The following is a 24,077-nucleotide window of genomic DNA, read 5'->3' as shown; positions in this document are numbered from 1 at the left end:
AGATGGTGTCTTACCCATCGCAAGAAATTGCGTGCCCTGGTGGTGGAATTGGTAGACACAAGGGATTTAAAATCCCTCGGCGTTCGCGCTGTGCCGGTTCAAGTCCGGCCCGGGGCACCATCTATTTGGTTGTTAAGTAATTAACAGCAGCCTAGAGAAATCTAGCAACGTTGGCGCGTTGGCAGAGTGGCTATGCAGCGGATTGCAAATCCGTGTACCTCGGTTCGACTCCGGGACGCGCCTCCATTCTCTTATGAGAATATAAGCCCGAGTGGTGAAATTGGTATACACGACGGATTCAAAATCCGTTTCCTTCGGGAGTGACGGTTCAAGTCCGTCCTCGGGCACCATTTTCAAGAGAAAGCCTCATTCGAAAGAGTGGGGCTTTTTTTGTTTCTATTCATTAGATTAATCCTGTCTTTTTCTGGTCAACTTCCTGTCCTATTCTGTTAAAACTACTTCGTAAAACGGCTGTTGCTGCTCATATTTATGCTAACAACTTATCTGATGGTGATGACTTGATGGCAGTAATAGCACAGTGAATCGAAGCCTAAATTATCACTGTACTATTACTATCACTATTATTTTGATTTCTTTAATTTAACCTTGATAACACTATGCTCTGTTGGTACGCCTAATCGAAAAGGAAAACCATAATGGCCTGTACCTCGATGGACGTATAACTTGGTATTATCAATTCCCCATAAGCCATGATCTGGTGATTTTGAAAATAGACTAATTACCGTCGTTTTTAATCCTAAACTGACTAATCCCATAAGGCCACCATGTGTATGACCACTTAAGTATAAATCAATAGGGTGGTTCATTAGAGGTAGATCTGAAAGGTGAGTTGGATCATGCAGCATAGCAATACTTGCGATGATATTCTTTTCATTCGGTAAGCTTTTAATTGCTTTGCTGAGTTTAAGTTTTCTATCTTTAGCGTGAGAATCAAAGCCAATAACTTCAACTGGGCCAAGTTGAGTTTGTACTATCTGCGCTTCATCTATCAACAAAGTAATATTATTGTTAGCCAAGGCTGTCTTTACTATTTCTGGTGCTTCGTAATCATGGTTACCCATACAAGCGAATACTTTGCCGCTATAGTCTTTTAATGGCTGGAGTGATTGCGACAGTATTTGTACAGAGCTTTTTGACTCCATGGTCAAAAAGTCGCCCGTTAATAAAATAAGATCCGGTTGTTTATCGACTGCGTTTTTACAAATATGTTGAAGACGGGCAACCGACATATATGGGCCTAAATGCGGATCGGTTAACTGGATAATCTGCAGTGTGTCGTTATTATTTGAACTTGGTGGCGCTAACTCTAGGCGACTCAGTTGTGATGGCTGTGCGTTATCATTGAGATCGATAACAATACATTCTTCAGAAATACGGAAATTTTGTAATATACCGATTAAACCAAGTATATAAGGGATATACAAAAAATCAGCACTGTTAAAAAATAGTAACCATAGTGCCCAAGGAAATGCGATTATTGTTGCACCTAAAAACCATTGTCCAGGCCAATTTATCACAACGCGAACCCAAAAAGGTTGCATCTTTGGTCGAATAAGAAGCAAGGTGTCTATAAATACTAAACTATATAACAACAATATAAGCAAAGGAGGGATGAAACTAACCAAGGTGTCAAATATAGTAACAAAAACTAAACTATAAACCGTTAAAATAACGCCTCTAATGATGGCAAACTCTTTAGAGCGAAATAACCAACTAACAACAACAGTAAACACTAATAAAAATAACGTTATTGTGCCGATATTATCCAAAACAAAATTCAATGAATTAATCCTATAAAGTAAGTATTATCTTAATACAGTATTGCTAGTATTTTAGCTAAATATACCGTTGAGAGTATGCTTTTATGGGCGGTTTTTTTACTAAAGGCTGTTCGAATTTGAAAGATTCGATGTTAATTTATTTTGCATCATAGTTGAATATCTAGTATCGTTAATCGACGATAAGCGATTTTGGTATAAACAAATGAATAATAAATGCTCTGATTCTTCCCGTATTTCTTTTGTAGCAACAGACCAACAACTTAATGATGAACAGATTTTAGCCGCTCAAGCTAAAGCATTATCACACCCAGCTCGTTTGCGCATTCTGCATATTTTGCATACTTTAGACGCGATGGATGGTTGTTTGAACAGTGATTTTGTTTCTGAGTTAGGTTTAGCGCAATCGACTGTTTCTGAACACTTACGTATATTAAAGCAAGCTAATTTTATTACAGCAGAGCCAAACCCTCCTAAAGTGTGTTATCGCATTAATCGTGAAGCGCTCAACAAGTTCAACACTAAATTCTCAGATTTCTTGTCTTAATTTTTAATTAAAGGTTTTGTAAGTAAAATTGGACTAATTTATGAATACTAATCGTAATTCGACGATTAACGATTAATGATTAACGGGGTGGAAAGTTACTATGGCGACTGAAGTTTTAAAGCATTCTAATAATAAAATGCGTTTTCTCGACCGTTACTTAACGGTCTGGATCTTTATTGCAATGATCATTGGTGTTGGTATTGGGGCCGTTTTCCCTGAAGTCGCACTATGGAATGAGGCGATGTCTGTTGGTAGTACTAATGTACCCCTTGCGATTGGTTTAATTCTTATGATGTATCCTCCTCTTGCTAAAGTGAATTACAGCTTAATGGGGAGTGTGACCAAAGATAAGCAAGCTCTTACGTTATCTTTGATTATGAATTGGATTATCGGTCCGATCTTAATGTTCACCCTTGCACTCATATTTCTCGGCGATCATCCTGGCTATATGGTCGGTATTATTTTGATTGGTTTGGCTCGTTGTATTGCGATGGTATTAGTCTGGAATGATATTGGTGGCGGAAATAAAGAGTATGGCGCTACATTGGTTGCATTAAACAGTGCATTTCAAATTTTGACTTACAGTATTATGGCGTGGTTGTTTATTACTGTATTGCCACCATTATTTGGTTATCAGGGTTTTGCTATTAATATATCTATTATTGATATCGCAGAAAGTGTGTTGATTTATCTTGGTATTCCTTTTCTTGCTGGTTTTGTTAGCCGTAAGTGGCTTGTCGCTAAGAAAGGTGAGCGTTGGTATAACGAGGTCTTTATTCCTCGTATTTCACCGATAACACTCATTGCGCTACTAGCAACTATTGTGCTGATGTTTAGTCTTAAAGGCGATATGATTTTAGCCTTACCAATGGATGTTTTTCGTGTTGCTGTACCACTCGTTATTTACTTTGTTTTAATGTTTTTTATTAGTTTCTTTGCTGGTAAGAGAATGGGTATTCCTTATGACAAGAATGCCTCTATTGCCTTTACAGCGACAGGGAACAATTTCGAGTTAGCGATTGCAGTATCTATCTCAGTGTTTGGATTGAATTCAGATCAAGCATTTGCGGGTGTAATAGGGCCTTTGGTTGAAGTGCCTGTGTTAATTGCTTTAGTGAATGTTGCGCTGAAAATGAAACAAAAATACTACCCGTAAGTCTTTAAAATAAAGGGTATATTGAAATAATGCAGAGAGAAGAATCAGTGGGTTTATTGATGGATTTTATAATTTGTGTTGCAGATAAAATGTAATCCCGTATAACCCTATCTTCTCTCTTACTTTATTTATAATAAACCGAACATTAGGACTGCAAGTATGACAAATCATGTCGTAACAACTTATACCCGATCTATATTTGATGACGATATTGAAGATGGTTCTATTGAAGACTTTTCTGACGAATCATCATTTGTAACGGATGTGTCTTTTGAGCGTGCAGACATGTTAGCAATGTTGATAGAAGAGGGGGTAGATCTTGCTGAAGGACAGTATCATTCGATGGGAGATAGTGACAAGCTCGTCGGGTATCGTGCGACTATCGATGACAAAGATCCTGATACCATTCGTTTTAATTTGGTACATATTATCGATAAAGAGTCTCGTAATTTAAAGGCTTATGATATTGAAGTAAAAGTAGAGCCTGAGAGTAATAAACTTTATATATCAACTATTCCATATCTGCCGTTTTTTACTACCATCCTTGATATGTATAGTGGGGAAGAAGCCCAAGCTATAGATGAATCGATACAACAAACAATAGATAGCTTAGCACAAGGCTGGCTGTTTAAGCGGTTGATAGATAATACTGAAATTTAGCCGTTAGTTTTGATGGTATAAGGTGGTGTTAGGCACACTACCTTTATTAAGGCTCATACACTATAAAGCCCTAATCTAACGGTTATCATAACGCTAAATTTTGTTACTTCTTTCTGTAAAGTGGCAATTTCAGTATAATGATCCCTTATTTATATTTGTGGTTAAGCTAAAAAATAAGGTATTCCTGACATGAAAGATGCATCAGTCATCATTGGATTAAGTAATCCTAAAAGTCCAACCAATATCGGTGCTGTGCTCAGAGCTGCTGGTTGTTATAAAGCCGATGCTGTTATTTATACGGGAACCCGTTACGATAAAGCTGCAAAGTTTCAGACAGATACTAAGAAAGTGGCGCAGACTATTCCATTGTCTGGTGTTGAATCAATGCTTGATGATCTGCCACAAGATATGAAGATTGTTTGTGTTGATTTTGCAGAAGGAGCAACATTATTACCACATTTTCAACATCCAGAAAAAGCGATTTATATTTTTGGGCCTGAAGATGGTTCAATTTCACAAGATGTGGCAGATAGAGCAGATCATGTTGTTTATGTACCCACTGTAGGTTGCATGAACTTAGCCGCATCAGTAAATGTTGTTTTATATGATCGTCTTGCAAAACAAGAAAATATTACGCAGAGTGATGAACATATTCGCCAAAATCGCGATAATAAAAATAACCTACGTGTAAGTGTTAAATAATATTGTTATAAAAAGTTCGATAGATTATCGCCGTTGTAAATACGAACGGCGGTAATTTGATTATGGTGTTTTATATATTACGCCGACTGCTTAATATCCCACACAGTATAGATCCCCAATGTCACTAAGATAATTGCGCCACCTAAAATATCATTTAAAGATGGTTGTTCTCCAATCACTAAAAATACATATAAAGGCCCTAATAAAATTTCCATCAGCAAAATTAAGCTTGTTTGAGCTGCTGGAATATAGGCAGTTGACTTTGAGATACACAGATAAGAACCAGGTACGATGACACCACCTAATATTAGAAGGTAGATCATTTGAATGTGTGATAGCGAAAAAGGTTGAGCACCTTTGATATAAGCAAATACAGCGATCATAAATCCGGCCACAATCAATATATTTACGGCTTGCTCACCTTTAGTTTTACGCATAGCAACTAAATAGATTGCGGTTGCTAATGCGGTAATTAATGCGAGTAGATTACCTACCCATTGTCCGCCAGCAGGAGCAAAAGCAAAGATAATCCAAATACCACTGGTAGCGACACCGATAGCCAGTAATGTTGGCCATTTCAATTTTTCTTTTAAGATTAAGAAACCTAAAATAGCAGTAAAGAAAGGTGCGGTATTGATAATAACCAGTGTACTTGCTACTTGGGTGTAATGTAATGACTCAATAAAACAGACTGTTGAGGCTGCAAAAATAAAGCCTAATCCTAAAAGTGATAAAGAAGGACGTGAGATTTCAGCTGTAAATTGCTTCCGATTATAAAGCAGTTGAACTATCACAAGCACGATACATTGAAATGCACCGCGCCAAAAAAGTACATTCCATGCACTGGAATCGGATAATTTTACAAATAAGCTATCAAAGCTCAGTATCATTATGCCAATAAAAGCCAATAATAATCCGCGATTTTTATCGCTCATAACAAAGGTTTCCCATAAATTTAAACCAGTAAATTAACGTATTAATCAATATTTTTTGTCGAATACGTGATGAGCGTTTAATAAACTTTATGTTTATATCGTATTAATCACTATCTGTTTGGATTAATCAACTGCTGAATCTAATATTGTATATGTCATAGTCTATTTAAGAAAAAAATTTCATAGTTATGATGATTTTTGTGATTTGTCGTAAGATGTGTCTGCCCTTATAACGTTTTTTTCTTTCGGATTAGAATGATTATGAACGACGGCAAACTTATTGATGCTTTATTTACCCAGGGGTGGTTTGTTTGGGATGATTTTTTAACTCAGGATGAAGTCATTGAACTAAAAGCATGTATTCCAGCAGACTGGAGTCAAGCAGGCATCGGTCGTAATGATGAATATATGACTAAAAAAGCGATCAGAAGTGATAAAATTCAATGGTTATCATCTGATATGGGCCAGCCTGTTACTGACTTTTTACAACGTATGGACGAGATTCGTATGGAAGTTAATCGTCATCTTTTCTTAGGTTTATTTGAGTATGAAGCGCACTTTGCTAAATATGAGCAAGGTGATTTTTATCAAAAGCATTTAGATTGTTTTCGTGGCCAAGAAAACCGTAAATTAACGACGGTATTTTATCTCAATAATGATTGGCAACCAGAACATGGTGGTCGTATTAAAATGTATGATTTAGACGATAACGAATTAGCAACTTTAGATCCGAAAGCGGGTCGGTTAGTGGTGTTCTTATCTGAATTGTTTCCACATGAAGTACTACCTGTCACACAGCAACGTTTTAGTATCGCTGGTTGGTTTAGAACTAACGGTGTGAGTGGTAATCAATTAGATATCGCTCGTTAATATAGAGTTAAATAAATAATCTAATCAAGAAGAGGCACTTTTTTAACAGTTGAGGTTGTTATATATGCTTTGTCGTATATGATGTTGTTTCCAACGGTTATTAAGAAGGTGTACTGTGAAACGTATTTTGTTTCTTTGTACTGGTAACTCCGCTCGTTCGCAACTTGCAGAAGCTTTGATGCGACATATGTGCCGAGACAGTGCAGCCACCATTGGCCAATTTGAAATAATGAGCGCGGGGATGGCACCTGAAAGTGTTGATCCTCGAGTATATGAAGTACTTAATTATCATAATATTAATTCGGATAATTTAACCAGTGTTTCAGCATCAAGCTTCCAAACTCAACATTTTGATGTTGTGATAACGTTATGCGATAAAGCCAGTAAAGAATGTGCACTCTTTCCTGATTCTGATGCGTTAATTCACTGGGATTTTAAAGATCCTAAGCCACAATCAGGGGCTCAAGGGTTCTATGATGTCTTTGATGGTTTAAAAGCTAAGATAGCATTATTTTTAATGCTTAATGGTGATAACCAATCAGATACTATTGGTGCGGTTGAATTATTTAAAATAATGAGTGATCCATTACGATTACGTATTTTGATGCTGATTCATGATGAACTTGCTTTATCTGTAGGGGATTTAACCAAAGCATTGCAGGTTAGTCAGCCTAAAGTTTCTCGTCATTTAGCATTATTACGTGACAGTGGTGTATTACATGATCAACGTGAAGGTGTATGGGTTTTTTATCATTTTCCTTCTGATTTACCATTATGGATTCGCCATACGTTCGATACGGTACGTAATGGGCAACCTGCATTGATTAATCAAGAAAAAATACGTTTAAGCGCAATAAAAAATAGAAAAATACCACAATTAATTAACGTTATAAAAGAGTAGGAGTTGTTACAGTTATGGATAATCAACATCCCGTTTGGACACTGCCATTAAATGAAGCTACCCCTACAAAAGGTGGTTTACTATTAACACCATGTCCTGGAACAAAAGGAGTTAATGCAATCACGAGCTTGCGTCAGCTGAAAGCAGCAGGAGCAACGGTAGTATTAACCGCATTAGAAGATGGTGATTTACCTGATCAAGGTGTCGAATTATTAGCCGAAGCGTGTAAATTATTAGGTATGCAATGGTTTCATGTACCTATTGAAGATGACTGTGCCCCTACCGCTGAATTTGAACCTAAGTGGCAACGTGCTAATGATGCGGCGCAAATAGCACTTAATAATGGTGAGTTTGTCGTTGCGCATTGTAAGGGCGGATCAGGTCGTACAGGATTATTAGCTGCACGTATTTTACTTGCTCGTGGTAATCCTTTTGAAGAGACAATTGCAGCGATTCAGGCACAACGGCCAGCTGCTTTTACGCGTCAGCCACATATCGATTATATTGCCCAGTGGAATGACACTGCGGGGCATTAATTGCCAATAAGAATTTATCATAAACCTCGCTGATGCGGGGTTTTTTACTTTAAGCATTCTTAAAATTATTTAATAGAAAAAAGTTTATTTTCTTTTTTGTGACTGATATATTCGATATTCCATATATATGGATTATCGAATATACTGACTGTTCACAACAAGGAGATGACGATGGCAATTAAAGTTGGAATTAATGGATTTGGTCGTATTGGTCGCTTAGCATTACGGGCTGCGTTTGATTGGCCTGAAATTGAGTTTGTATTAATTAATGATGTTGCTGGTGATGTTAATACATTGGCTCACCTACTTGAATTTGACTCTATTCAAGGACGCTGGTCACATGCGGTTACTGTTGATAATGGTCAAATAGTGATTGATGGCCAATCGATTGATTATTGCCAACAATCGAAAATCAAAGATGTTGATTGGTCTGGTTGTGATGTCGTATTAGAAGCAACGGGTGCTCACCGTGATACTCAATATCTTAATCAATACTTACAACAAGGCGTAAAGCGTGTTGTCGTTTCTGCGCCAGTGAAAGGAGAGGGGGTATTGAATGTTGTCGTCGGTGTTAATGATCATTTATTTAATGCTGAAAAACACCGTATTGTTACTGCAGCATCTTGTACTACCAACTGTATTGCACCGGTTGTTAAAGTCATCCATGAACATCTTGGTATTAAGCAGGCTTCATTTACAACTATTCATAATTTAACCAATACCCAAACTATTTTAGATGCACCGCATAAAGATCTACGTCGTGCTCGCGCGTGCGGTATGAGTTTAATACCAACAACGACGGGGTCTGCTAAAGCGATTGTAGACATTTTCCCAGATCTAGCCGGTAAAATTGATGGTCATGCTGTACGTGTCCCCTTAGCTAATGCATCACTGACGGATATTATTTTTGATGTCGATCGTGACACTTCTATTGATGAAGTTAACCAATTATTGAAAACAGCATCTGAAACAGAACTGAGAGGTATTTTAGGTTTTGAAGTAAGACCTTTAGTGTCAGTTGATTACCGTGGCGATCAACGTTCAACCATCATTGATGCGCTATCAACGATGGTGGTTAATCAACGGATGGTGAAGATTTATGCGTGGTATGACAACGAAATGGGCTATGCCACGCGAACTGCGGAATTAATTCGTAAAGTCGGTTGTTAATTTTTAGTAATCAATATTGTTAGTAGGTAAGTGAGTATTTTATGTTAGCAAAACTGAGTCAACTGCCCAGTGGCGTGCGCCAATATATGTTAGTGACGTTCAATTATTGGAACTTCACTTTGACTGATGGCGCATTGCGGATGTTGGTGGTATTGCATTTTCACCAACTAGGTTATAGCCCATTAGAAATCGCATCATTATTTCTGTTTTATGAATTTTTTGGGGTAGTAACTAATCTAATTGGTGGTTGGCTTGGAGCGCGACTAGGCTTGAACCGTACCATGAATATCGGTTTATTCATGCAGGTTGTTGCATTGTTAATGCTTGCTGTACCATCAGCGAATTTAACGGTTATATGGGTGATGTTTGCACAAGCATTATCTGGTATAGCAAAAGATCTAAATAAAATGAGTGCTAAAAGTGCGATTAAAACGTTAGTACCCAATGATCAACAAAGTTCGTTGTATAAATGGATTGCATTGCTGACGGGTTCAAAGAATGCTCTAAAAGGTGTTGGGTTCTTTTTAGGTGGGGCATTATTAACGTTAATTGGGTTCCAAGGTGCGGTTGTCGCGATGGCTTGTGTATTGAGCAGCGTGTTCATATGCAGTTTATTGTGGCTTGATAAAGACTTAGGTAAAGCTAAGAATAAGATAAAATTTAGCCAAATTTTTTCAAAAAGCCGTAGTATTAATATACTTTCAGCCGCAAGAATGTTTCTCTTTGGTGCGCGCGATGTGTGGTTTGTGATTGCGTTACCTTTGTACTTAGGCCAAGTCTTTGGTTGGGATTATTTACTTGTTGGTAGTTTTCTGGCTGTTTGGGTTATTGGTTATGGTTTAGTACAAAGTATTGCCCCTAAAATTACCGGTAAGGCTGAAGGTATTATACCTGATGGACGGGCAGCTTTATTATGGGCCAGTGTATTAGCTGCTGTGACTGGTGGAATTGCATTAGCATTACAACTTAACTGGTACCCTCAATTAATTATTATTCTTGGATTAATGATTTTTGGCGCTATTTTTGCTATTAACTCCTCATTACATTCTTATTTAATAGTCAGTTATGCTAAAGACGATGGTGTAAGTTTAGATGTTGGCTTTTATTACATGGCTAATGCAATGGGACGCTTAATCGGGACATTACTTTCTGGTGCGGTTTATCAACTTTATGGATTATCTATGTGCATATGGATTGCGTTTGCTTTTATTGTACTAACGACGATTATTTCATTATGGCTACCGCGTAAAAATACTAGAATTGTGTCGGTTTAAACACATTTAATAGGGGCTTTTAGGGCGAAAGTGATATTTATCAAAAGATATTCAATAACGATATTTATCAATAGAGGTGTTCTTTAATTAAACTACGATGTACGGTATATTGTACAATCCTTATTTTAATATTGTATCAAAGATAATTATTTGTCTAGATATATTGCTTAGGCCGCTGATTACTTATGGTTACAACACTAAAAGCCCTAAAAAGAAATAGCTATGGTCGTGAGTTTATACAAGAAGCTCTTCATAGTGTTTACGATATGTTTAAGCCGGCACATTGTTATATTGCTTACTTCGATAAGATGCATCATAAAGCGACATCATTAGCCTATTATATTGATGGTCATGTCTCAAATACAATATTTACTTATTCTATTGATAATACACTTTGTGAGAAAATGATATTATCTGGTAAGCCTTGCTATTTTTCTAAAAATATATCTCAGATATACCCATTTAATCAGATAATTACTTCTCAGTTATTTCAATATTATTTAGGATTACCCATATTTTCTCGTCGAGGGGAAGTCATTGGCGTTATTGGATGTTTATTTGAATCTTCCAGTTTATTCTCTAAAGACTTACATGGAGAGTGGTGTGACGTTCTTGGCGATATTCTTGGTTCAGACGTAGAGTATCTTGCACTATTGTCATCACAGAAAAAATTACTTCGGGAAATGGAAGAGTGTCAACAAGAAGCTAAGTTGGGTAATTGGCAGTTAGACTTAGTGATAAATTGTTATTATTGGAGTCGAGAGATTTATCGTATTTTTCAATGTGATATTGATACTTTTGTACCTAATAATGACGTTATTAATGACTTTATTCATCCAGATGATCGTGTCAGAGTTTCTGAACTAAAAGATGAAATGATAAATAGCACGAATATGAGTTATAGCATTATATATCGTATTGTTTTATCTGAAGGAGATGTTAAATATCTGCGAGAACACTGCCATATTCTTCGAGATATAAATGGTGTGGCGACATTAATTAAAGGTATTTTACAAGATATCACTGATTTCTATCATATTTCCAATAAGTTGAGTCAAGCATCAAATAAATTAACAATGACTTATAATGCCGTTGCTGAAGGTATATGGGAATATAATTTAGAAACGCAAAAGTTAATAACATCACCTAAGTTCTGGGAAATGTTATCGGTTAGTAAAGGTAGTGTTAATAATATTAATGATTGGTTAGCAATGGTTCATAAAGATGATCGACTAGCCGTTATTGAGTCTTTTTCAAAATTACGTAATGGTGATGCAATATCCATCGATGTAGAGTTTAGATTACAACCCAAAAACAAACACACAGTATGCCGTTGGTTTAATTGCAAAGGCAATATCATAGAATCAAATAATAGTAATCGTAGTGATAGTATTGTTGGTGTATTGATTGATATAACCGCTACGGTGTTAGCTGCACAAAAATTAACACTTGCAAAAACAGTGTTTGATAATACCTCTGAATGTATTGTTATTACCGATCAAGATAATAATATAATATCAGTTAACAAAGCCTTTGAAACAGTTACTGGTTATAATCATGCAGATATTATAGGTAAAAATCCTCGTATATTAGCATCTGGCTACCATAATTTAGAATTTTATCAGCAAATGTGGCATAGCCTTGAAACGACTGGAGCATGGCAAGGACAACTGCATAATCGGCGTAGTGACGGTGTTATTTATCCAGAAGAAATGACGATTAATAAAATTGAAGATGATCATAATGTTATTAATTATGTCGGTGTATTTCATGATATTAGTTCCAGAAAGCAAACTGAGAAAAAATTAAGATTATTAGCTGACAACGATATGCTAACGGGATTAATGAACCGCCGTCGATTTATTGAAAAAGTTGAAAAACAGATAGCAAAAATAAATAATAATATTGAAGATATTTCATCTACTTCTGTATGCTCTCTGTTATTTATTGATCTTGACGATTTCAAAATATTTAATGATCTTTATGGCCACGACTTTGGCGATAATGTTTTAAAAGAAGTTGCCTCTATTCTTAGAGATACAGTGTGTGAGCATAGTCTTATTTGTCGCTATGGCGGCGATGAGTATGCGGTATTGATTAAAGACAAAGATGTTAATTACGCCCAAAATATTGCAGCCAAATTGGTCGATATCATCTCAAAGCCAATAAAGTGTAATGAGATTGAGATAAATCTAACGATCAGTATTGGTATATCATCATATCCTGAAAGTGGGACGACGCATCAAGCATTATTAAAAAATGCAGATTATGCAATGTATGAGCAAAAGTGGTTAGGTCGAAATGGTGTTTGTGTTTATGACCAACAATTACAACATGAATATATTCGTAAGTTAAAATTACGCGATAAATTAAAACATGCTATCAAAGACAAAAAAATATCAGTTTATTATCAACCGATTATTGATAATAAAACGGGAACAGTGTGTAAATTTGAGGCACTAGCACGATGGTATGATGAACATGATGGTTTCATTCCTCCAAGTGTTTTTATTCCAATTGCTGAACGTTATGGTTTAATTGGTATGTTAGGCCAGCAAGTTTTTGAAAAAGCTTGTGCCGATTTAGATCGTATTCATCGTTGTGGTTTTAGAGATGTTATTTTTTCTATTAATCATTCGGTGAAAGAGTTTTCACAACATAATCAAGAATATATTTTTGAGATAATAAATAACTACAATTTACCCTATAGTGCAATCATGATTGAAATAACAGAGTCAACAGCACTTGATGATGGTAAAAATATTCTTGAGATTCTAGCTGCATTTAGAGAGCGAGGGATTGCAATCTCATTAGATGATTTTGGTACGGGGTATTCATCATTAGCTGCAATTATTGATATAAAACCTGACATTATTAAGATTGATCGCAGTTTTATTGTTGATATTGAGCATAGTAAAGAAAGCCAAATGTTGGTATCACTGGTGATTGACCTAAGTTGTAAATTAAATGTTGAGGTTGTCGCTGAAGGGGTTGAAACACAAGCACAATTAGATATTTTGTCATCAATGTCTTGTCACTATATTCAAGGTTATTATTATAGTCCAGCAGTCGCAATTGATGATGCTATTATGATACTTAAAGCACGTAATGGCGATATAAGTATAGATAATATCGATACCAAGCTCCTACAGTAAATATATCATTACTTTTATTCGTAAAATTGAAATGTTATAAGTGAAGTTCTTTATTTTATACAATGTTATTTGGTAAGTAATGCAAACTCTTTTTTTTGATTTTGACGGCACATTAGTTGATTCTGAAACGTTTCATGCTGATAACTGGAGTGCCTATTTAGCAACCTACGGTGTTACGCTGACAGCTGCTGATTTTATTGAATATTATGCTGGCGTTACATGGCCAAAGATAGCTAAGCATTTTATTGATAGCTACCAGCTGAGTGTTGATGTTGTGACCATTACAACAGATATGGAAGCTTTAACAGAAGCTAAGATTCGGCAGCATGGAATTCCTGCATTGCCTGGTGTTGATGTGCTACTTAAAGATTTTTTTGGAAAAGTTCCAATGGCTGTTGTGACAGGTGCACCGCGTGATTATGTTGAAGGCGTATTAAAGCAACATGGTTGGTTCGATTTATTTGAGCAGGTGTTTAGTGGCTATGAGGTGGTAAATAATAAACCATCACCTGACGTGTATTTACATGCTTGCCAAGCAATGAAGGTTCAATCACACCAAGTTGTTGCTGTTGAAGACAGTCGTACTGGATTGCAATCAGCTAAAAATGCTGAGATTTGTTGCTTACTGATTAATGAGCATCCTTCATTAAAAGATACCGATGCTGATCATACATTTGCTTCAATGGTTGCTGCAAAACCTCTGTTAGATTTGCTTTTTAAAGACAAATTATTGTTTGGTTTGGCATAGAGCAGGCAATTATTTTGCAGTCGTTATACGTTATGCTAAATTACGCTTGATTGAAATAACTCGAATAGGTTTATGATGGAAAACGAAGAAATCATGACTGGTGATATGCTAGTTGAGACAGTGGAGAATCAGCTAGCTGACGGTAATCCATTAGTGGTTAAAGAAACCTTAATGCGCTTAATGATGACAGGTACCGCTCGTGACGAAGCGGTTCAGATGATCGCTTGTGCTTTATCTATTGAAGTCTTTGATGTAATGAAAAATGACGGTAAGTTTGACTTAAAACGTTATCGTGAAAACCTTGTGGCTTTACCTGATATGCCTTGGGAAGATGATATCTAATTCATGTCCGTAGCTATAAAAAAACCGTGATATAAGGTCACGGTTTTTTTATGCCTATTGTTTGTGAATTATTATTTGGTATTTTGGTTAATATTAGGTTTCAGTGTCTGGATTGAGTGTAAAAAATAGTGAGAAATATCTATTATTGTTAACTATTGTCTATATATAACTGGTGAAGATAGATAAGGAAGTAACGATGAAAATTGGTATTCCTAAAGAAATTAAAATTCACGAGTATCGCGTTGGCATGGTTCCCGCGTCAGTAAAAGAAGCGGTATTACATGGCCATACAGTTTATGTTGAGACCAATGCTGGTGTGGGCATTGGCTGTAGTGATGATGATTATATTGCAGTAGGCGCGTGTATTGTCACTTCAGCAGAAGCTGTTTTTGCACAAGCCGATATGATAGTTAAAGTTAAAGAGCCACAAGCAACAGAACGGATGTTATTACGCAAAGGACAAATATTGTTTACTTATCTCCATTTAGCGCCTGATAGAGAGCAAACGAAAGATTTGATTAACAGTGGGGCAGTATGCATCGCCTATGAAACAGTAACAGATGATAATGGCCACTTACCGTTACTTGCTCCTATGTCAGAAGTTGCAGGGAGAATGGCATTACAAGCCGGCGCATTTGCACTTGAAAACTATCATGGCGGCGGCGGCGTATTATTAGCGGGTGTCCCTGGTGTAGCGCCAGCGAATGTCGTGATTATCGGCGGTGGTGTTGTAGGCTTGAATGCAGCACAGATGGCGGTTGGTTTACGGGCTAATGTAGTGATTATCGATCGTAGCCTAGAAGTACTACGTCGTCTTGACCAGTTATTCTCAGGGACAGTCACCTGTATTTATTCCACTCATGATAGCATCGAAAAGTATGTGCTTGCTGCTGATCTTGTGATTGGGAGTGTGTTAATTGCTGGAGCACAAACACCAAAATTAGTTACGAAAGATATGATTCAGCGTATGAGATCAGGTAGTGCAATTGTTGATGTTGCTATTGATCAAGGCGGGTGTATTGAAACATCGCATCCAACTACTCATGATAACCCTACTTATATTATTGATGATGTAGTGCATTATTGTGTTGCTAATATGCCAGGTGCGGTTGCGAGAACATCGACTTTTGCGCTTAATAATGCAACATTACCTTATATTCTACAACTCGCAAATCTCGGCTATAAAACAGCATTTATGAGTAATAAACATTTGTTAAATGGTCTAAATGTGTATTACGGCCAAGTAACTAATTATAGTGTTGCTCAAGCATTAGATTATCCTTATATAACGGCAGAACAAGCTATAAGTGAGCACGAAGGCTAGATAATAATTGACTTAAGTTAGCCTTTATTACTAGCCTTTATAAATTAAGCGTTCGTGAGTGTTTTTGCTTGGTGCAGGGTTGCGATTCTTGCGAGTATAGCTAAAGAACGCTGGTGATCTTGTTCTGTCGCTGAGGTACAAGCATCGCTAACAATATGCACGCAGTAATCACGATCATGGGCATCTCGAACGGCAGATTGAATTGCCCAGCAAGTACTTACACCACAAAAATAAACATCTGTAATGGCATTAGCTCGTAAAACGCTATCTAATGCGGTGTTATAAAATGGATTTACCCGTGATTTTACAATTACCATATCGTCGGTAGTGACATTAAGATTTGGGTGAAACTCTGTTCCCCATTGGCCTAATTCTAAGGCGCGATATTGCTGTGCTTTGCCAAACATTGGTGAATGGTGCGGTAATTCAAGATAGCTAGATTGAAAGCCTACTTTGACAAAGATACAAGGCAAGTTATTGTCTTTTGCCCATTGAATGGCAACATTAGCATTGTCAATGACATGGTGAGCACTAACTTGTTCAGCACAGCTAGGTATTTTGCCATTTTTGTCGACAATATCATTAATGAAGTCAATGATAACTAAGGCTTTACTCATGTTATTTCCTTTAAGAACTGATGTTACTTTTAGCCGATATTAATAAGCATACGATCAAATCTTAAATTTTAATATTATGAAATCTTAGATATAAAAAAAGCTTTTAGTCTTGCAACTAAAAGCTTTTTTATAAAGAGGGGTTATTTAGCATAAGCAAAAATAACACTACCGCCTTTAATTGTATCAATAATCGATTTAGCTAAGTTTGTTGGTATTGCTGGACAACCCCAACTACGACCAAGATAACCATAATGCTTTATGAATGATTCAGACACATATTTAGCGCCATGAATCACGATAAAACGTTTTAAAGCATTATCATTTTCACCTCGGGTTAGCCCATTAAGTTTTAACGAGTAACCATTACCGCCATTGTATGTACCTTCTGTTAAAAATGTACCTAATGACGTTTTATGTGAGTTAACACGGTTAGAAAATGCATCTGCAATTAAACGACCACTATTTTCACCATGTGATACATAGGTGCGATAAAGTAATTTATTTGATTTTAAGTCAATAACATAAAATCGTTTTTCAGTGGAAGGCATGCTGTAATCAATAATGGTTAGTAGCGATTTCTTTTTTCCACGAGTTTTGTTATAAGCAATAAATGCTTGCTTGAATACATTGTAATCAATTTTGCCTTTTAAATCGGCTTTTTGGTATACATAATCAGCAACAATGTCTGCATTTTTACGTTCAGTATTGACAACATGTGCAGACGCATTTAACGGTAAAAGACATACCATTAATAGAAATAGGTAAATAACTTTTTTCATCTGATTCGTTCTATTCTTAAACAGGTTGCAGAGGTTATTAGCAATTAAGCGAGGATACACTTTATCATAAATAAGAATTAAAAAAGAATATTTAAATGGTATCGCGCAAGTGATTTATGGTCATTAGGAATATGATATTTGCTAAAGTTATGTTTAATATAATTATGGATAACAATGACTTATTAATATGAACATCATTTAATTAACTAAAGTAAGTTAGATTAATCTGAAGCTAAAAAAAGCTCGCTTATAGGTGGTGATGATGTTTTTAATTCATTGATTTATAATTATATTTTTATTTTCATTTTTATTTTTTAAATATTTAAAATATCATGAAAATAATAATGAAATAGCTCTATTAGGATTGGTGATTTAGGTTGAAGGTAAAACAGAAACAAATAAACCTGAATATAAGATGAAGGAAAATAAATATTATCTACTAATATTTATTCAATACAAATAACACGCAGATATTATTAATAATATCTGCGCTATTTTATAGATTAAATATTACCAATTTTACGCTTACTGTCATCTGCTCTGGAATTGAAGCGGTAGACCTGTTGCTTTTTAAATTATGTTGTTGCAGATTATTTGAATGAGACAGAATAGGTATTGCGCCAGCAAGGTGATAAACAGTTAAGAGATCATGTGATTATGGAAAGGGTAATGATTACTTCCCTTATTACTAGATGTTGGTATGCGTAATAAGGGAAGTAGATTAATGATTAATCGATATTTATAAAGACAATATTAGTTATTGATGCTGGCTTTAAAATGCTGCTGGGTCGTTGTATCAGCTTTGTTATACCAGTAATTTAGCATTTTAGTCACATAGGCTTGATCTATTTGGCCGTCTTTTTCTGCAGGGCTAACTTGCTGTTGCGCACGTTGCATTTCATTTGCAGCAATTGCTGATGTTAGTGCTGCTGGTGCTTTGCTTAAGTTGTATTGTGCGATTTCTTGCTGGAAATCACGATTAATTTGAATACCATCTTTAATCAATACATCATGTTTAAAAGGTACTTCTGTACCATTTGCAGTTAATAAGCTCATTGTTGGTTGGCGGTTGAATTTTTGAGCTTGGTAAGCACTTGAAATATTAGGTAACTGTAGCGTATATGTCGCATCATTGCCTGAAAATGTCATTACAACCACTTCAGAATGAAACAAGTGAGTATCGCCATTTTCACGGTAGTTTTTATCATAACGAAAAGCAATTTGGTTACTACCGTTATTCAATGTTTGAGGCGCATTTCCTTGAGCATTAACGCCATTGACGAGAACCAGTTCAGCAGATTGTGGTAGGTTAAGTGTTACATCAGCAAATGATGGGAAGCTGATGCCACACATAGCTAAAGAGAGCAGGGCTGTACGTAGTTTCATGTCGATTCCTTTTGAGTGCGTAGGGTGAATAATGTGTATTAGGTATAGTGGCACTATTGTATTCTGATAATTACTGTATTGACAAATAACTATCGAAATTAATATTCAATAACTGTTTTGTTAATATAAAAAAACCCAGCGAAGGCTGGGTTTTATATGCATTTAAGCTCAATTACCGGTTACTTTACGTAACAAGCAAATCCTTTAAGGTAGAAACCTTCAGGATAAGCACTATCTAGAGGGTGATCGGCAGCTTGGCTAAAACGCTCAATGAACTGCACGTCACGGTGAGCATCAAGTGCGGCATCAGCAATGATTTTTTGGAATAAGCCGTTATCCATCAAACCTGAGCAAGAGTATGTTAATAACATACCACCTGGTTTTAGGATCTGCATGGCTAACATGTTGATATCTTTGTAGCCACGACAAGCACCCACTAGCTGAGATTTAGATTCAGCAAATTTAGGTGGATCCATGATAACGACATCAAATAGCTCGCCACGCTCACGGTATTCACGCAGTAATTTAAACACATCAGCATTTACAAACTGTGCATTTTCAATTGGGTAACCGTTAATTTCAGCGTTAAGTTGTGCTGTATCAAGCGCTGGTTGAGAAACATCAACGTTGACAACCTCACTTGCACCACCTTTTAGAGCGTATAAACCAAAGCCACCAGTGTAGCAGAAGCAGTTTAGAACACGCTTACCGTTAACATATTTAACCGATGCTTCGCGACTATCACGTTGGTCAAGGTAGAAACCTGTTTTGTGACCACCAACGATATCAACGTTAATTTTAACGTCATTTTCTTCGATAGTAACAAACTTAGGTGGCTCTTCGCCGTGTAGAACACCTGTGCGTTGTTTTAAACCTTCTTTCTTACGAACAGAAACATCTGAGCGTTCATAAATATTACAGCTTGGGTAACACTGCTTTAATGCTTCAATAAGTACATCGCGCTGTGCTTCAGCACCAGCACTCAGTAATTGGCAGACTAAATAATCTTGGTAGCGATCGATAGTAATGCCAGGAAGACCATCAGACTCTGCAGCAATGAGACGGTAACCTGTAAGACCATCGCGTGCTGCTAGAATATCACGCAGACTTTGTGCTGTATTAAGGCGGTTAACAAAGAAGTTAACGTCAATGGCTTCATTTTTGTTGAATGTCCATACGCGAACGCGAATTTGAGACTGTGGAGAGTAAGCACCGCGTGCTAGCCATTCGCCTTTGTTATCGTAAACATCAACGGTTTCGCCTAGTTCGGGTTTTCCTTCAACACGATCAATACCGCGAGAAAAAATCCAAGGGTGGCGACGGCGTAGTGATTTTTCACGGCCTTTTACCAAATAAATAGAAGCTGTCATGACATGCCCAGTATGGAGTTCGAGTGGGGGCGTATTATGTTGCTCTGGCTGCGTAAAATCAAATGAAAAAGTCTAAGTCAGCATATAAAACCACGATTAGATGTTAAATAAACTATGCTACTTCGCAATAGTATCGAGAGATTTTGTGGGTTAACGAGCAGTCTATCGCCATTATTTAGCTAAAATAATCCTGTAGGTAATATAAAAACAATAGGGGTCATCATGGCACGATGTTGTGTAAAAACGCGAGTAATAGGACATGTACAAGGGGTCGGTTTTCGTTTTCATACTGCTCATCAAGGATTGATGCTTGATTTAACGGGGTATGCTAGAAATTTGGCTGACGGCAGTGTTGAAGTTCTTGCTTGTGGAGAGCAAGAAAATATCGATAGGCTAATTGCTTGGTTACAACATGGGCCTAAGACTGCGACTGTTGAATGGCTAACAAGTGAGACATTAGCTTGGCAACATTTGAATGGGTTTAAAATGAATTGATAGCCATCAAAAGGAAAACCAAACATAAAGTTATTAGTTACTTATGTTTGGTTTTCATTATTAAGCCTCAAATACACTTAACTGGTTTGGGTAATCCAGCCAGTTTAGTCGCTTGTTTTGCTGGACCTTTTGGAAATAGACGATATAGATAACGTGAGCTACCTTTCTCTTCACCGTATTGTTTTGCCATCGCTTTTACAAGCATGCGCACTGCTGGTGAAGTATTAAATTCAAGGTAAAAGTCTCGAACAAAACGAATGACTTCCCAATGAGCTTCAGACAATTCGATAGCTTCTTCTGCTGCAAGTAGTGCGACTAGATCTTCTGACCAATCATCAACATTTTTCAGATAACCTTGGGCATCAGTGTCGATTTGCACACCGTTAAATTCAAGCATAGTAGACCTCTTTATTACTAACGCAGCAAGAATAGTGATTCATAGGTCTGCCTGCAAGTAAAAAACAAAAAGCCTGCATCAAGGCAGGCTTTTTTCGTTTTCATGACTAAACATGAGCTAATTAATCGCTGATGATTAGTTGTCGTTGCTGTTCACTACACCTAGAATCTGAAGCAAGCTTAAGAATAGGTTATAGATAGAAACGTACAAAGTAACGGTTGCTGAAATGTAGTTTGTTTCACCACCACGTACGATTGATTGAGTTGTCAATAAAATCGCTGCTGATGAGAACAATACAAACATACCGCTAATTGCTAATGATAGCATTGGCATCTTTAAGAAGATGTTTGCTACAACTGCAACGATAATCGCAATGAAACCAGCCATCAACATACCGTTAAGGAACGATAAATCACGCTTGGTTGTTAATGCGTAAGCAGAACAGGCAAAGAAGGTTAGTGCTGTACCGCCAAGAGCAGTCATCACCACATGACCCATGCCTGCACCGACATACATATTTAAAATCGGGCCAAGGGTATAACCCATAAAGCCTGTTAATGCGAATACAAACACAAGGCCGAGGCTACTATCACGGTTACGTTCAGTTAAGAAAATTAAACCGTAAAAACCAACAAGAAGAATGATCCAGTGTACAGGTGGAACATTCATAACCATTGCTACGCCAGCTACACCTGCAGAGAACAACAACGTTAGCGATAGTAAGAAATAAGTGTTACGTAAAACCTTATTGGTTGACAGTACGCCGTCGTAACCGTTGTCACGATTGACTATACGTTCGTTCATAAGTATTCCCCTTAGGGTAGTTATGTTAATTCTATTAAAGCTATATATGAGGCTAAACAATATGAATTGCAAGCGTAACTTTAAGCTTTAGATTGATTTGTTAGCTATGAAGCACATTATAAGTGTTTGAACATTAAAATACTTACAGCATCAATTAGTATTTATTGTTAAGTTGTAACCAAATATTACATAGCTTATATATATTAATGGTGGCATTTTTAGTTGTTAGTGCAATATTTGTTGTAAAAAAAGTTGAGTTCGATCAGATTTGGGATTATCAAAGAAATCTTGAGGGTTATTCTCTTCAATGATTTCCCCTTCATCCATAAATATTACCCTATCTGCTACTTGGCGGGCAAATCCCATTTCATGACTCACGCACAGCATTGTCATACCTTCATTGGCAAGTTCAACCATCACATCTAACACTTCACGTACCATTTCAGGATCCAGTGCGGAAGTCGGCTCATCAAATAACATAACTTGTGGATTCATACATAACGAACGTGCAATCGCGACCCGTTGTTGTTGACCTCCTGAAAGTTGGCCTGGGTATTTGTGGGCTTGATCTGTAATTTTAACCCGTTCTAAATATTGCATCGCGAGCGCATTGGCTTCTTTCTTGGGCATTTTTTTGACCCAAATAGGCGCTAAGGTACAGTTTTCTAACACGGTGAGGTGAGGGAAAAGATTAAAATGCTGAAAACACATGCCGACTTCTTTACGAATGAGCTCAATGTTTTTCAAATCACCGGTAATATCTTTTCCTGCGACTGAAATCTTTCCTTGTTGGTGTTCTTCTAAATAATTGATACAGCGAATCATGGTTGATTTACCTGATCCAGAAGGGCCACAAATCACTATCTTTTCACCTTTACGTACTTTCAAATTAATATTTTTAAGTACATGAAACTGACCGTACCATTTGTTTACATCAACTAATTCGATAACCCACGGGGTATCATCATGATTAACTGTGGTGTCATTGGTATTTTTCATTATGCAGTCCTTGCTAATGTTGATGTCCAGTATGTAATTTTTTTTCTAGATAGATACTGTATCTAGACATACTAAAACAAAAAATCCAGAAAACGAAAGCGACAAAGACATAGCTTTCAGTTGCAAAACCTAACCATTCAGGATCACTCGTAGCGGCTTGCCCTACACCTAAAACATCAAACATACCGATAATTAGTACTAGACTGGTGTCTTTAAATAACCCAATAAAAGTATTTACAATTGAAGGTATCGTAATTTTTAACGCTTGTGGTAACACAATAAGGTATGTTTTACGCCAATAGCTTAATCCTAAGGAGTCTGCTGCTTCATATTGTCCTTTGGGGATAGCTTGTAAACCACCACGGATGACCTCTGCCATATAGGCGGCACTGAACATCACCACCCCAATCAATGCTCTGATAAGTTTATTGGTTTCTAATTCAGAGCTTAAAAACAGCGGCAACATCACTGATGCCATAAACAGTACTGTAATTAAGGGTACACCACGCCAAATTTCAATGTATACCGTACAAATACTGCGAATAATTGGCATTTCTGAGCGTCGTCCAAGGGCTAGAACAATGCCGATAGGTAAGGATACCACGATGCCGACAATAGCAATGATTAAGGTAATCAGCAATCCGCCCCATAAGTGGGTTTCGACGATAGGTAATCCTGCTATGCCACCATATAAAAGAAAACCAGCTATGAATGGATAAATATTAACGAAAAACAACCAAATCCAGCCGCGATAAGGTGTTTTTTCATAGGCTAATAAAGCAATAAAAATGGCTAAGGTGGCATAAAATAATTTAGGTCGCCATAATTCGGTACTCGGATAGAAGCCAAACATGAACTGGTCGAAACGCACCTTAATAAAAGTCCAACATGCGCCTGTTAGCGTACAGGCATCACGAGAGTCTCCTTGCCAGTTGGCATTAATGAACGCCCAATCAAGGATGCCCCAGATACCTATAATGGCAAAGTAGCCTAAAATTAGGGTGATAATAGTATTGAAGACTGAAGAAAAAAGATGTTGTCGTAACCATCCAATCACACCAACTGTGTTAGCCGGTGGCGGTAAATCGGGAAGAAATTGATGTTTACTCAT

General features: G+C 36.8%; 24 protein-coding genes and 3 tRNA genes. 17 read left to right on the top strand and 10 right to left on the bottom strand.

The window, feature by feature from the left end; translation table 11 throughout:
* The first annotated feature begins 33 nt into the window (after nucleotides 1-33).
* From C0W29_RS02235 to C0W29_RS02225, 3 genes are all read left to right on the top strand, one after another.
* Nucleotides 34-120, top strand: a tRNA-Leu gene (locus tag C0W29_RS02235).
* A gap of 52 nt (nucleotides 121-172) precedes the next feature.
* A tRNA-Cys gene (locus C0W29_RS02230) sits at nucleotides 173-246 on the top strand.
* 19 nt (nucleotides 247-265) lie between these two features.
* Nucleotides 266-350: transfer RNA gene (locus C0W29_RS02225), tRNA-Leu, on the top strand.
* Between the two features lie 231 nt (nucleotides 351-581).
* Here the strand turns inward: C0W29_RS02225 and C0W29_RS02220 are convergent.
* Nucleotides 582-1,538, bottom strand: coding sequence for a metallophosphoesterase (locus C0W29_RS02220; RefSeq protein WP_158260009.1), 957 nt, complete (start codon nucleotides 1,536-1,538; stop codon nucleotides 582-584).
* Nucleotides 1,539-2,004: 466 nt separating this feature from the next.
* Between C0W29_RS02220 and C0W29_RS02215 the strand changes: the two genes are divergently transcribed.
* The 4 genes from C0W29_RS02215 to C0W29_RS02200 all read left to right on the top strand — a co-directional run bounded on the left by C0W29_RS02215 (nucleotide 2,005) and on the right by C0W29_RS02200 (nucleotide 4,864).
* A complete protein-coding gene (locus tag C0W29_RS02215; RefSeq protein WP_045041818.1) occupies nucleotides 2,005-2,346 on the top strand; it encodes an ArsR/SmtB family transcription factor in 342 nt (113 codons plus the stop codon).
* 100 nt (nucleotides 2,347-2,446) lie between these two features.
* A complete protein-coding gene (arsB, locus tag C0W29_RS02210; RefSeq protein ID WP_045041819.1) occupies nucleotides 2,447-3,502 on the top strand; it encodes an ACR3 family arsenite efflux transporter in 1,056 nt (351 codons plus the stop codon).
* Nucleotides 3,503-3,661: 159 nt separating this feature from the next.
* Nucleotides 3,662-4,162, top strand: coding sequence for a hypothetical protein (locus C0W29_RS02205; RefSeq protein WP_045041820.1), 501 nt, complete (start codon nucleotides 3,662-3,664; stop codon nucleotides 4,160-4,162).
* A gap of 189 nt (nucleotides 4,163-4,351) precedes the next feature.
* Nucleotides 4,352-4,864 carry an RNA methyltransferase gene (locus C0W29_RS02200; protein ID WP_036794184.1) on the top strand — a complete coding sequence of 171 codons (513 nt, stop codon included), beginning with the start codon at nucleotides 4,352-4,354 and terminating at the stop codon, nucleotides 4,862-4,864.
* Nucleotides 4,865-4,941: 77 nt separating this feature from the next.
* On the opposite strand, the gene C0W29_RS02195 is transcribed toward C0W29_RS02200, so the two are convergent.
* Nucleotides 4,942-5,799 carry a DMT family transporter gene (locus tag C0W29_RS02195; protein ID WP_045041821.1) on the bottom strand — a complete coding sequence of 286 codons (858 nt, stop codon included), beginning with the start codon at nucleotides 5,797-5,799 and terminating at the stop codon, nucleotides 4,942-4,944.
* A 261-nt stretch (nucleotides 5,800-6,060) separates the two neighbouring features.
* Between C0W29_RS02195 and C0W29_RS02190 the strand changes: the two genes are divergently transcribed.
* From C0W29_RS02190 to ald, 9 genes are all read left to right on the top strand, one after another.
* Nucleotides 6,061-6,669, top strand: a complete 609-nt coding sequence (locus C0W29_RS02190) for a 2OG-Fe(II) oxygenase (RefSeq protein ID WP_036796323.1) — start codon at nucleotides 6,061-6,063, stop codon at nucleotides 6,667-6,669.
* 115 nt (nucleotides 6,670-6,784) lie between these two features.
* Entirely contained in the window at nucleotides 6,785-7,570 is a 786-nt protein-coding gene (locus C0W29_RS02185; RefSeq protein WP_045041822.1) for a metalloregulator ArsR/SmtB family transcription factor, read from the top strand.
* Between the two features lie 14 nt (nucleotides 7,571-7,584).
* A complete protein-coding gene (locus C0W29_RS02180; RefSeq protein ID WP_045041823.1) occupies nucleotides 7,585-8,106 on the top strand; it encodes a phosphatase domain-containing putative toxin in 522 nt (173 codons plus the stop codon).
* 171 nt (nucleotides 8,107-8,277) lie between these two features.
* Nucleotides 8,278-9,276 (top strand): ArsJ-associated glyceraldehyde-3-phosphate dehydrogenase, encoded by a 999-nt coding sequence (locus C0W29_RS02175; protein ID WP_045044977.1) that lies wholly within the window; start codon nucleotides 8,278-8,280, stop codon nucleotides 9,274-9,276.
* Nucleotides 9,277-9,317: 41 nt separating this feature from the next.
* The gene (gene arsJ, locus C0W29_RS02170) at nucleotides 9,318-10,550 is read left to right on the top strand and encodes an organoarsenical effux MFS transporter ArsJ (RefSeq protein WP_045041825.1); all 1,233 of its coding nucleotides are present in this window, start codon (nucleotides 9,318-9,320) and stop codon (nucleotides 10,548-10,550) included.
* Nucleotides 10,551-10,735: 185 nt separating this feature from the next.
* Nucleotides 10,736-13,705: a bifunctional diguanylate cyclase/phosphodiesterase gene (locus C0W29_RS02165; RefSeq protein WP_107174095.1), complete on the top strand. Its 2,970-nt coding sequence runs from the start codon at nucleotides 10,736-10,738 to the stop codon at nucleotides 13,703-13,705.
* A gap of 79 nt (nucleotides 13,706-13,784) precedes the next feature.
* Nucleotides 13,785-14,453: an HAD family hydrolase gene (locus C0W29_RS02160; protein ID WP_045044978.1), complete on the top strand. Its 669-nt coding sequence runs from the start codon at nucleotides 13,785-13,787 to the stop codon at nucleotides 14,451-14,453.
* 75 nt (nucleotides 14,454-14,528) lie between these two features.
* Complete coding sequence (locus C0W29_RS02155) at nucleotides 14,529-14,795, top strand: hypothetical protein (RefSeq protein ID WP_036794193.1); 267 nt, start codon at nucleotides 14,529-14,531, stop codon at nucleotides 14,793-14,795.
* A gap of 196 nt (nucleotides 14,796-14,991) precedes the next feature.
* The gene (gene ald, locus C0W29_RS02150) at nucleotides 14,992-16,119 is read left to right on the top strand and encodes an alanine dehydrogenase (RefSeq protein ID WP_045044979.1); all 1,128 of its coding nucleotides are present in this window, start codon (nucleotides 14,992-14,994) and stop codon (nucleotides 16,117-16,119) included.
* A 44-nt stretch (nucleotides 16,120-16,163) separates the two neighbouring features.
* On the opposite strand, the gene C0W29_RS02145 is transcribed toward ald, so the two are convergent.
* The 4 genes from C0W29_RS02145 to C0W29_RS02130 all read right to left on the bottom strand — a co-directional run bounded on the left by C0W29_RS02145 (nucleotide 16,164) and on the right by C0W29_RS02130 (nucleotide 20,271).
* Nucleotides 16,164-16,736, bottom strand: coding sequence for a cysteine hydrolase family protein (locus tag C0W29_RS02145; RefSeq protein WP_045041827.1), 573 nt, complete (start codon nucleotides 16,734-16,736; stop codon nucleotides 16,164-16,166).
* A gap of 140 nt (nucleotides 16,737-16,876) precedes the next feature.
* Nucleotides 16,877-17,515 (bottom strand): murein L,D-transpeptidase catalytic domain family protein, encoded by a 639-nt coding sequence (locus tag C0W29_RS02140; RefSeq protein WP_045041828.1) that lies wholly within the window; start codon nucleotides 17,513-17,515, stop codon nucleotides 16,877-16,879.
* Between the two features lie 753 nt (nucleotides 17,516-18,268).
* Nucleotides 18,269-18,901 (bottom strand): YccT family protein, encoded by a 633-nt coding sequence (locus C0W29_RS02135; RefSeq protein ID WP_045041829.1) that lies wholly within the window; start codon nucleotides 18,899-18,901, stop codon nucleotides 18,269-18,271.
* Nucleotides 18,902-19,080: 179 nt separating this feature from the next.
* Nucleotides 19,081-20,271, bottom strand: coding sequence for a class I SAM-dependent methyltransferase (locus C0W29_RS02130; protein WP_045044980.1), 1,191 nt, complete (start codon nucleotides 20,269-20,271; stop codon nucleotides 19,081-19,083).
* Between the two features lie 222 nt (nucleotides 20,272-20,493).
* Here C0W29_RS02130 and yccX point away from each other — a divergent pair, with 222 nt between their 5' ends.
* Nucleotides 20,494-20,766 carry an acylphosphatase gene (gene yccX, locus C0W29_RS02125; protein ID WP_045044981.1) on the top strand — a complete coding sequence of 91 codons (273 nt, stop codon included), beginning with the start codon at nucleotides 20,494-20,496 and terminating at the stop codon, nucleotides 20,764-20,766.
* 67 nt (nucleotides 20,767-20,833) lie between these two features.
* Here the strand turns inward: yccX and tusE are convergent, their stop codons facing one another.
* From tusE to C0W29_RS02105, 4 genes are all read right to left on the bottom strand, one after another.
* On the bottom strand, nucleotides 20,834-21,163 hold the full coding sequence (gene tusE, locus C0W29_RS02120; RefSeq protein WP_045041831.1) for a sulfurtransferase TusE: 330 nt from the start codon (nucleotides 21,161-21,163) through the stop codon (nucleotides 20,834-20,836).
* Between the two features lie 135 nt (nucleotides 21,164-21,298).
* A complete protein-coding gene (locus C0W29_RS02115; protein WP_036794204.1) occupies nucleotides 21,299-21,967 on the bottom strand; it encodes a Bax inhibitor-1/YccA family protein in 669 nt (222 codons plus the stop codon).
* A 225-nt stretch (nucleotides 21,968-22,192) separates the two neighbouring features.
* Nucleotides 22,193-22,966 carry an amino acid ABC transporter ATP-binding protein gene (locus C0W29_RS02110; protein ID WP_045041832.1) on the bottom strand — a complete coding sequence of 258 codons (774 nt, stop codon included), beginning with the start codon at nucleotides 22,964-22,966 and terminating at the stop codon, nucleotides 22,193-22,195.
* Nucleotides 22,967-22,979: 13 nt separating this feature from the next.
* A complete protein-coding gene (locus C0W29_RS02105; protein WP_045067014.1) occupies nucleotides 22,980-24,077 on the bottom strand; it encodes an amino acid ABC transporter permease in 1,098 nt (365 codons plus the stop codon).

The sequence above is a fragment of the Photobacterium kishitanii genome (assembly GCF_003026355.1).
Classification (GTDB): domain Bacteria; phylum Pseudomonadota; class Gammaproteobacteria; order Enterobacterales; family Vibrionaceae; genus Photobacterium; species Photobacterium kishitanii.
The sequence above is the reverse complement of the archived record's forward strand: the minus strand, read 5'-3'. Positions and strand labels throughout refer to the sequence as shown.

Excerpts from the sequence above, each read along its gene's own strand:
- C0W29_RS02215 (WP_045041818.1), top strand. The coding sequence starts at position 2,005 with ATGAATAATAAATGCTCTGATTCTTCCCGTATTTCTTTTGTAGCAACA.
- arsB (WP_045041819.1), top strand. The coding sequence starts at position 2,447 with ATGGCGACTGAAGTTTTAAAGCATTCTAATAATAAAATGCGTTTTCTC.
- C0W29_RS02205 (WP_045041820.1), top strand. The coding sequence starts at position 3,662 with ATGACAAATCATGTCGTAACAACTTATACCCGATCTATATTTGATGAC.
- C0W29_RS02200 (WP_036794184.1), top strand. The coding sequence starts at position 4,352 with ATGAAAGATGCATCAGTCATCATTGGATTAAGTAATCCTAAAAGTCCA.
- C0W29_RS02195 (WP_045041821.1), bottom strand. The coding sequence starts at position 5,799 with ATGAGCGATAAAAATCGCGGATTATTATTGGCTTTTATTGGCATAATG.
- C0W29_RS02190 (WP_036796323.1), top strand. The coding sequence starts at position 6,061 with ATGAACGACGGCAAACTTATTGATGCTTTATTTACCCAGGGGTGGTTT.
- C0W29_RS02180 (WP_045041823.1), top strand. The coding sequence starts at position 7,585 with ATGGATAATCAACATCCCGTTTGGACACTGCCATTAAATGAAGCTACC.
- C0W29_RS02175 (WP_045044977.1), top strand. The coding sequence starts at position 8,278 with ATGGCAATTAAAGTTGGAATTAATGGATTTGGTCGTATTGGTCGCTTA.
- arsJ (WP_045041825.1), top strand. The coding sequence starts at position 9,318 with ATGTTAGCAAAACTGAGTCAACTGCCCAGTGGCGTGCGCCAATATATG.
- C0W29_RS02165 (WP_107174095.1), top strand. The coding sequence starts at position 10,736 with ATGGTTACAACACTAAAAGCCCTAAAAAGAAATAGCTATGGTCGTGAG.
- C0W29_RS02160 (WP_045044978.1), top strand. The coding sequence starts at position 13,785 with ATGCAAACTCTTTTTTTTGATTTTGACGGCACATTAGTTGATTCTGAA.
- C0W29_RS02155 (WP_036794193.1), top strand. The coding sequence starts at position 14,529 with ATGGAAAACGAAGAAATCATGACTGGTGATATGCTAGTTGAGACAGTG.
- ald (WP_045044979.1), top strand. The coding sequence starts at position 14,992 with ATGAAAATTGGTATTCCTAAAGAAATTAAAATTCACGAGTATCGCGTT.
- C0W29_RS02145 (WP_045041827.1), bottom strand. The coding sequence starts at position 16,736 with ATGAGTAAAGCCTTAGTTATCATTGACTTCATTAATGATATTGTCGAC.
- C0W29_RS02140 (WP_045041828.1), bottom strand. The coding sequence starts at position 17,515 with ATGAAAAAAGTTATTTACCTATTTCTATTAATGGTATGTCTTTTACCG.
- C0W29_RS02135 (WP_045041829.1), bottom strand. The coding sequence starts at position 18,901 with ATGAAACTACGTACAGCCCTGCTCTCTTTAGCTATGTGTGGCATCAGC.
- C0W29_RS02130 (WP_045044980.1), bottom strand. The coding sequence starts at position 20,271 with ATGACAGCTTCTATTTATTTGGTAAAAGGCCGTGAAAAATCACTACGC.
- yccX (WP_045044981.1), top strand. The coding sequence starts at position 20,494 with ATGGCACGATGTTGTGTAAAAACGCGAGTAATAGGACATGTACAAGGG.
- tusE (WP_045041831.1), bottom strand. The coding sequence starts at position 21,163 with ATGCTTGAATTTAACGGTGTGCAAATCGACACTGATGCCCAAGGTTAT.
- C0W29_RS02115 (WP_036794204.1), bottom strand. The coding sequence starts at position 21,967 with ATGAACGAACGTATAGTCAATCGTGACAACGGTTACGACGGCGTACTG.
- C0W29_RS02110 (WP_045041832.1), bottom strand. The coding sequence starts at position 22,966 with ATGAAAAATACCAATGACACCACAGTTAATCATGATGATACCCCGTGG.
- C0W29_RS02105 (WP_045067014.1), bottom strand. The coding sequence starts at position 24,077 with ATGAGTAAACATCAATTTCTTCCCGATTTACCGCCACCGGCTAACACA.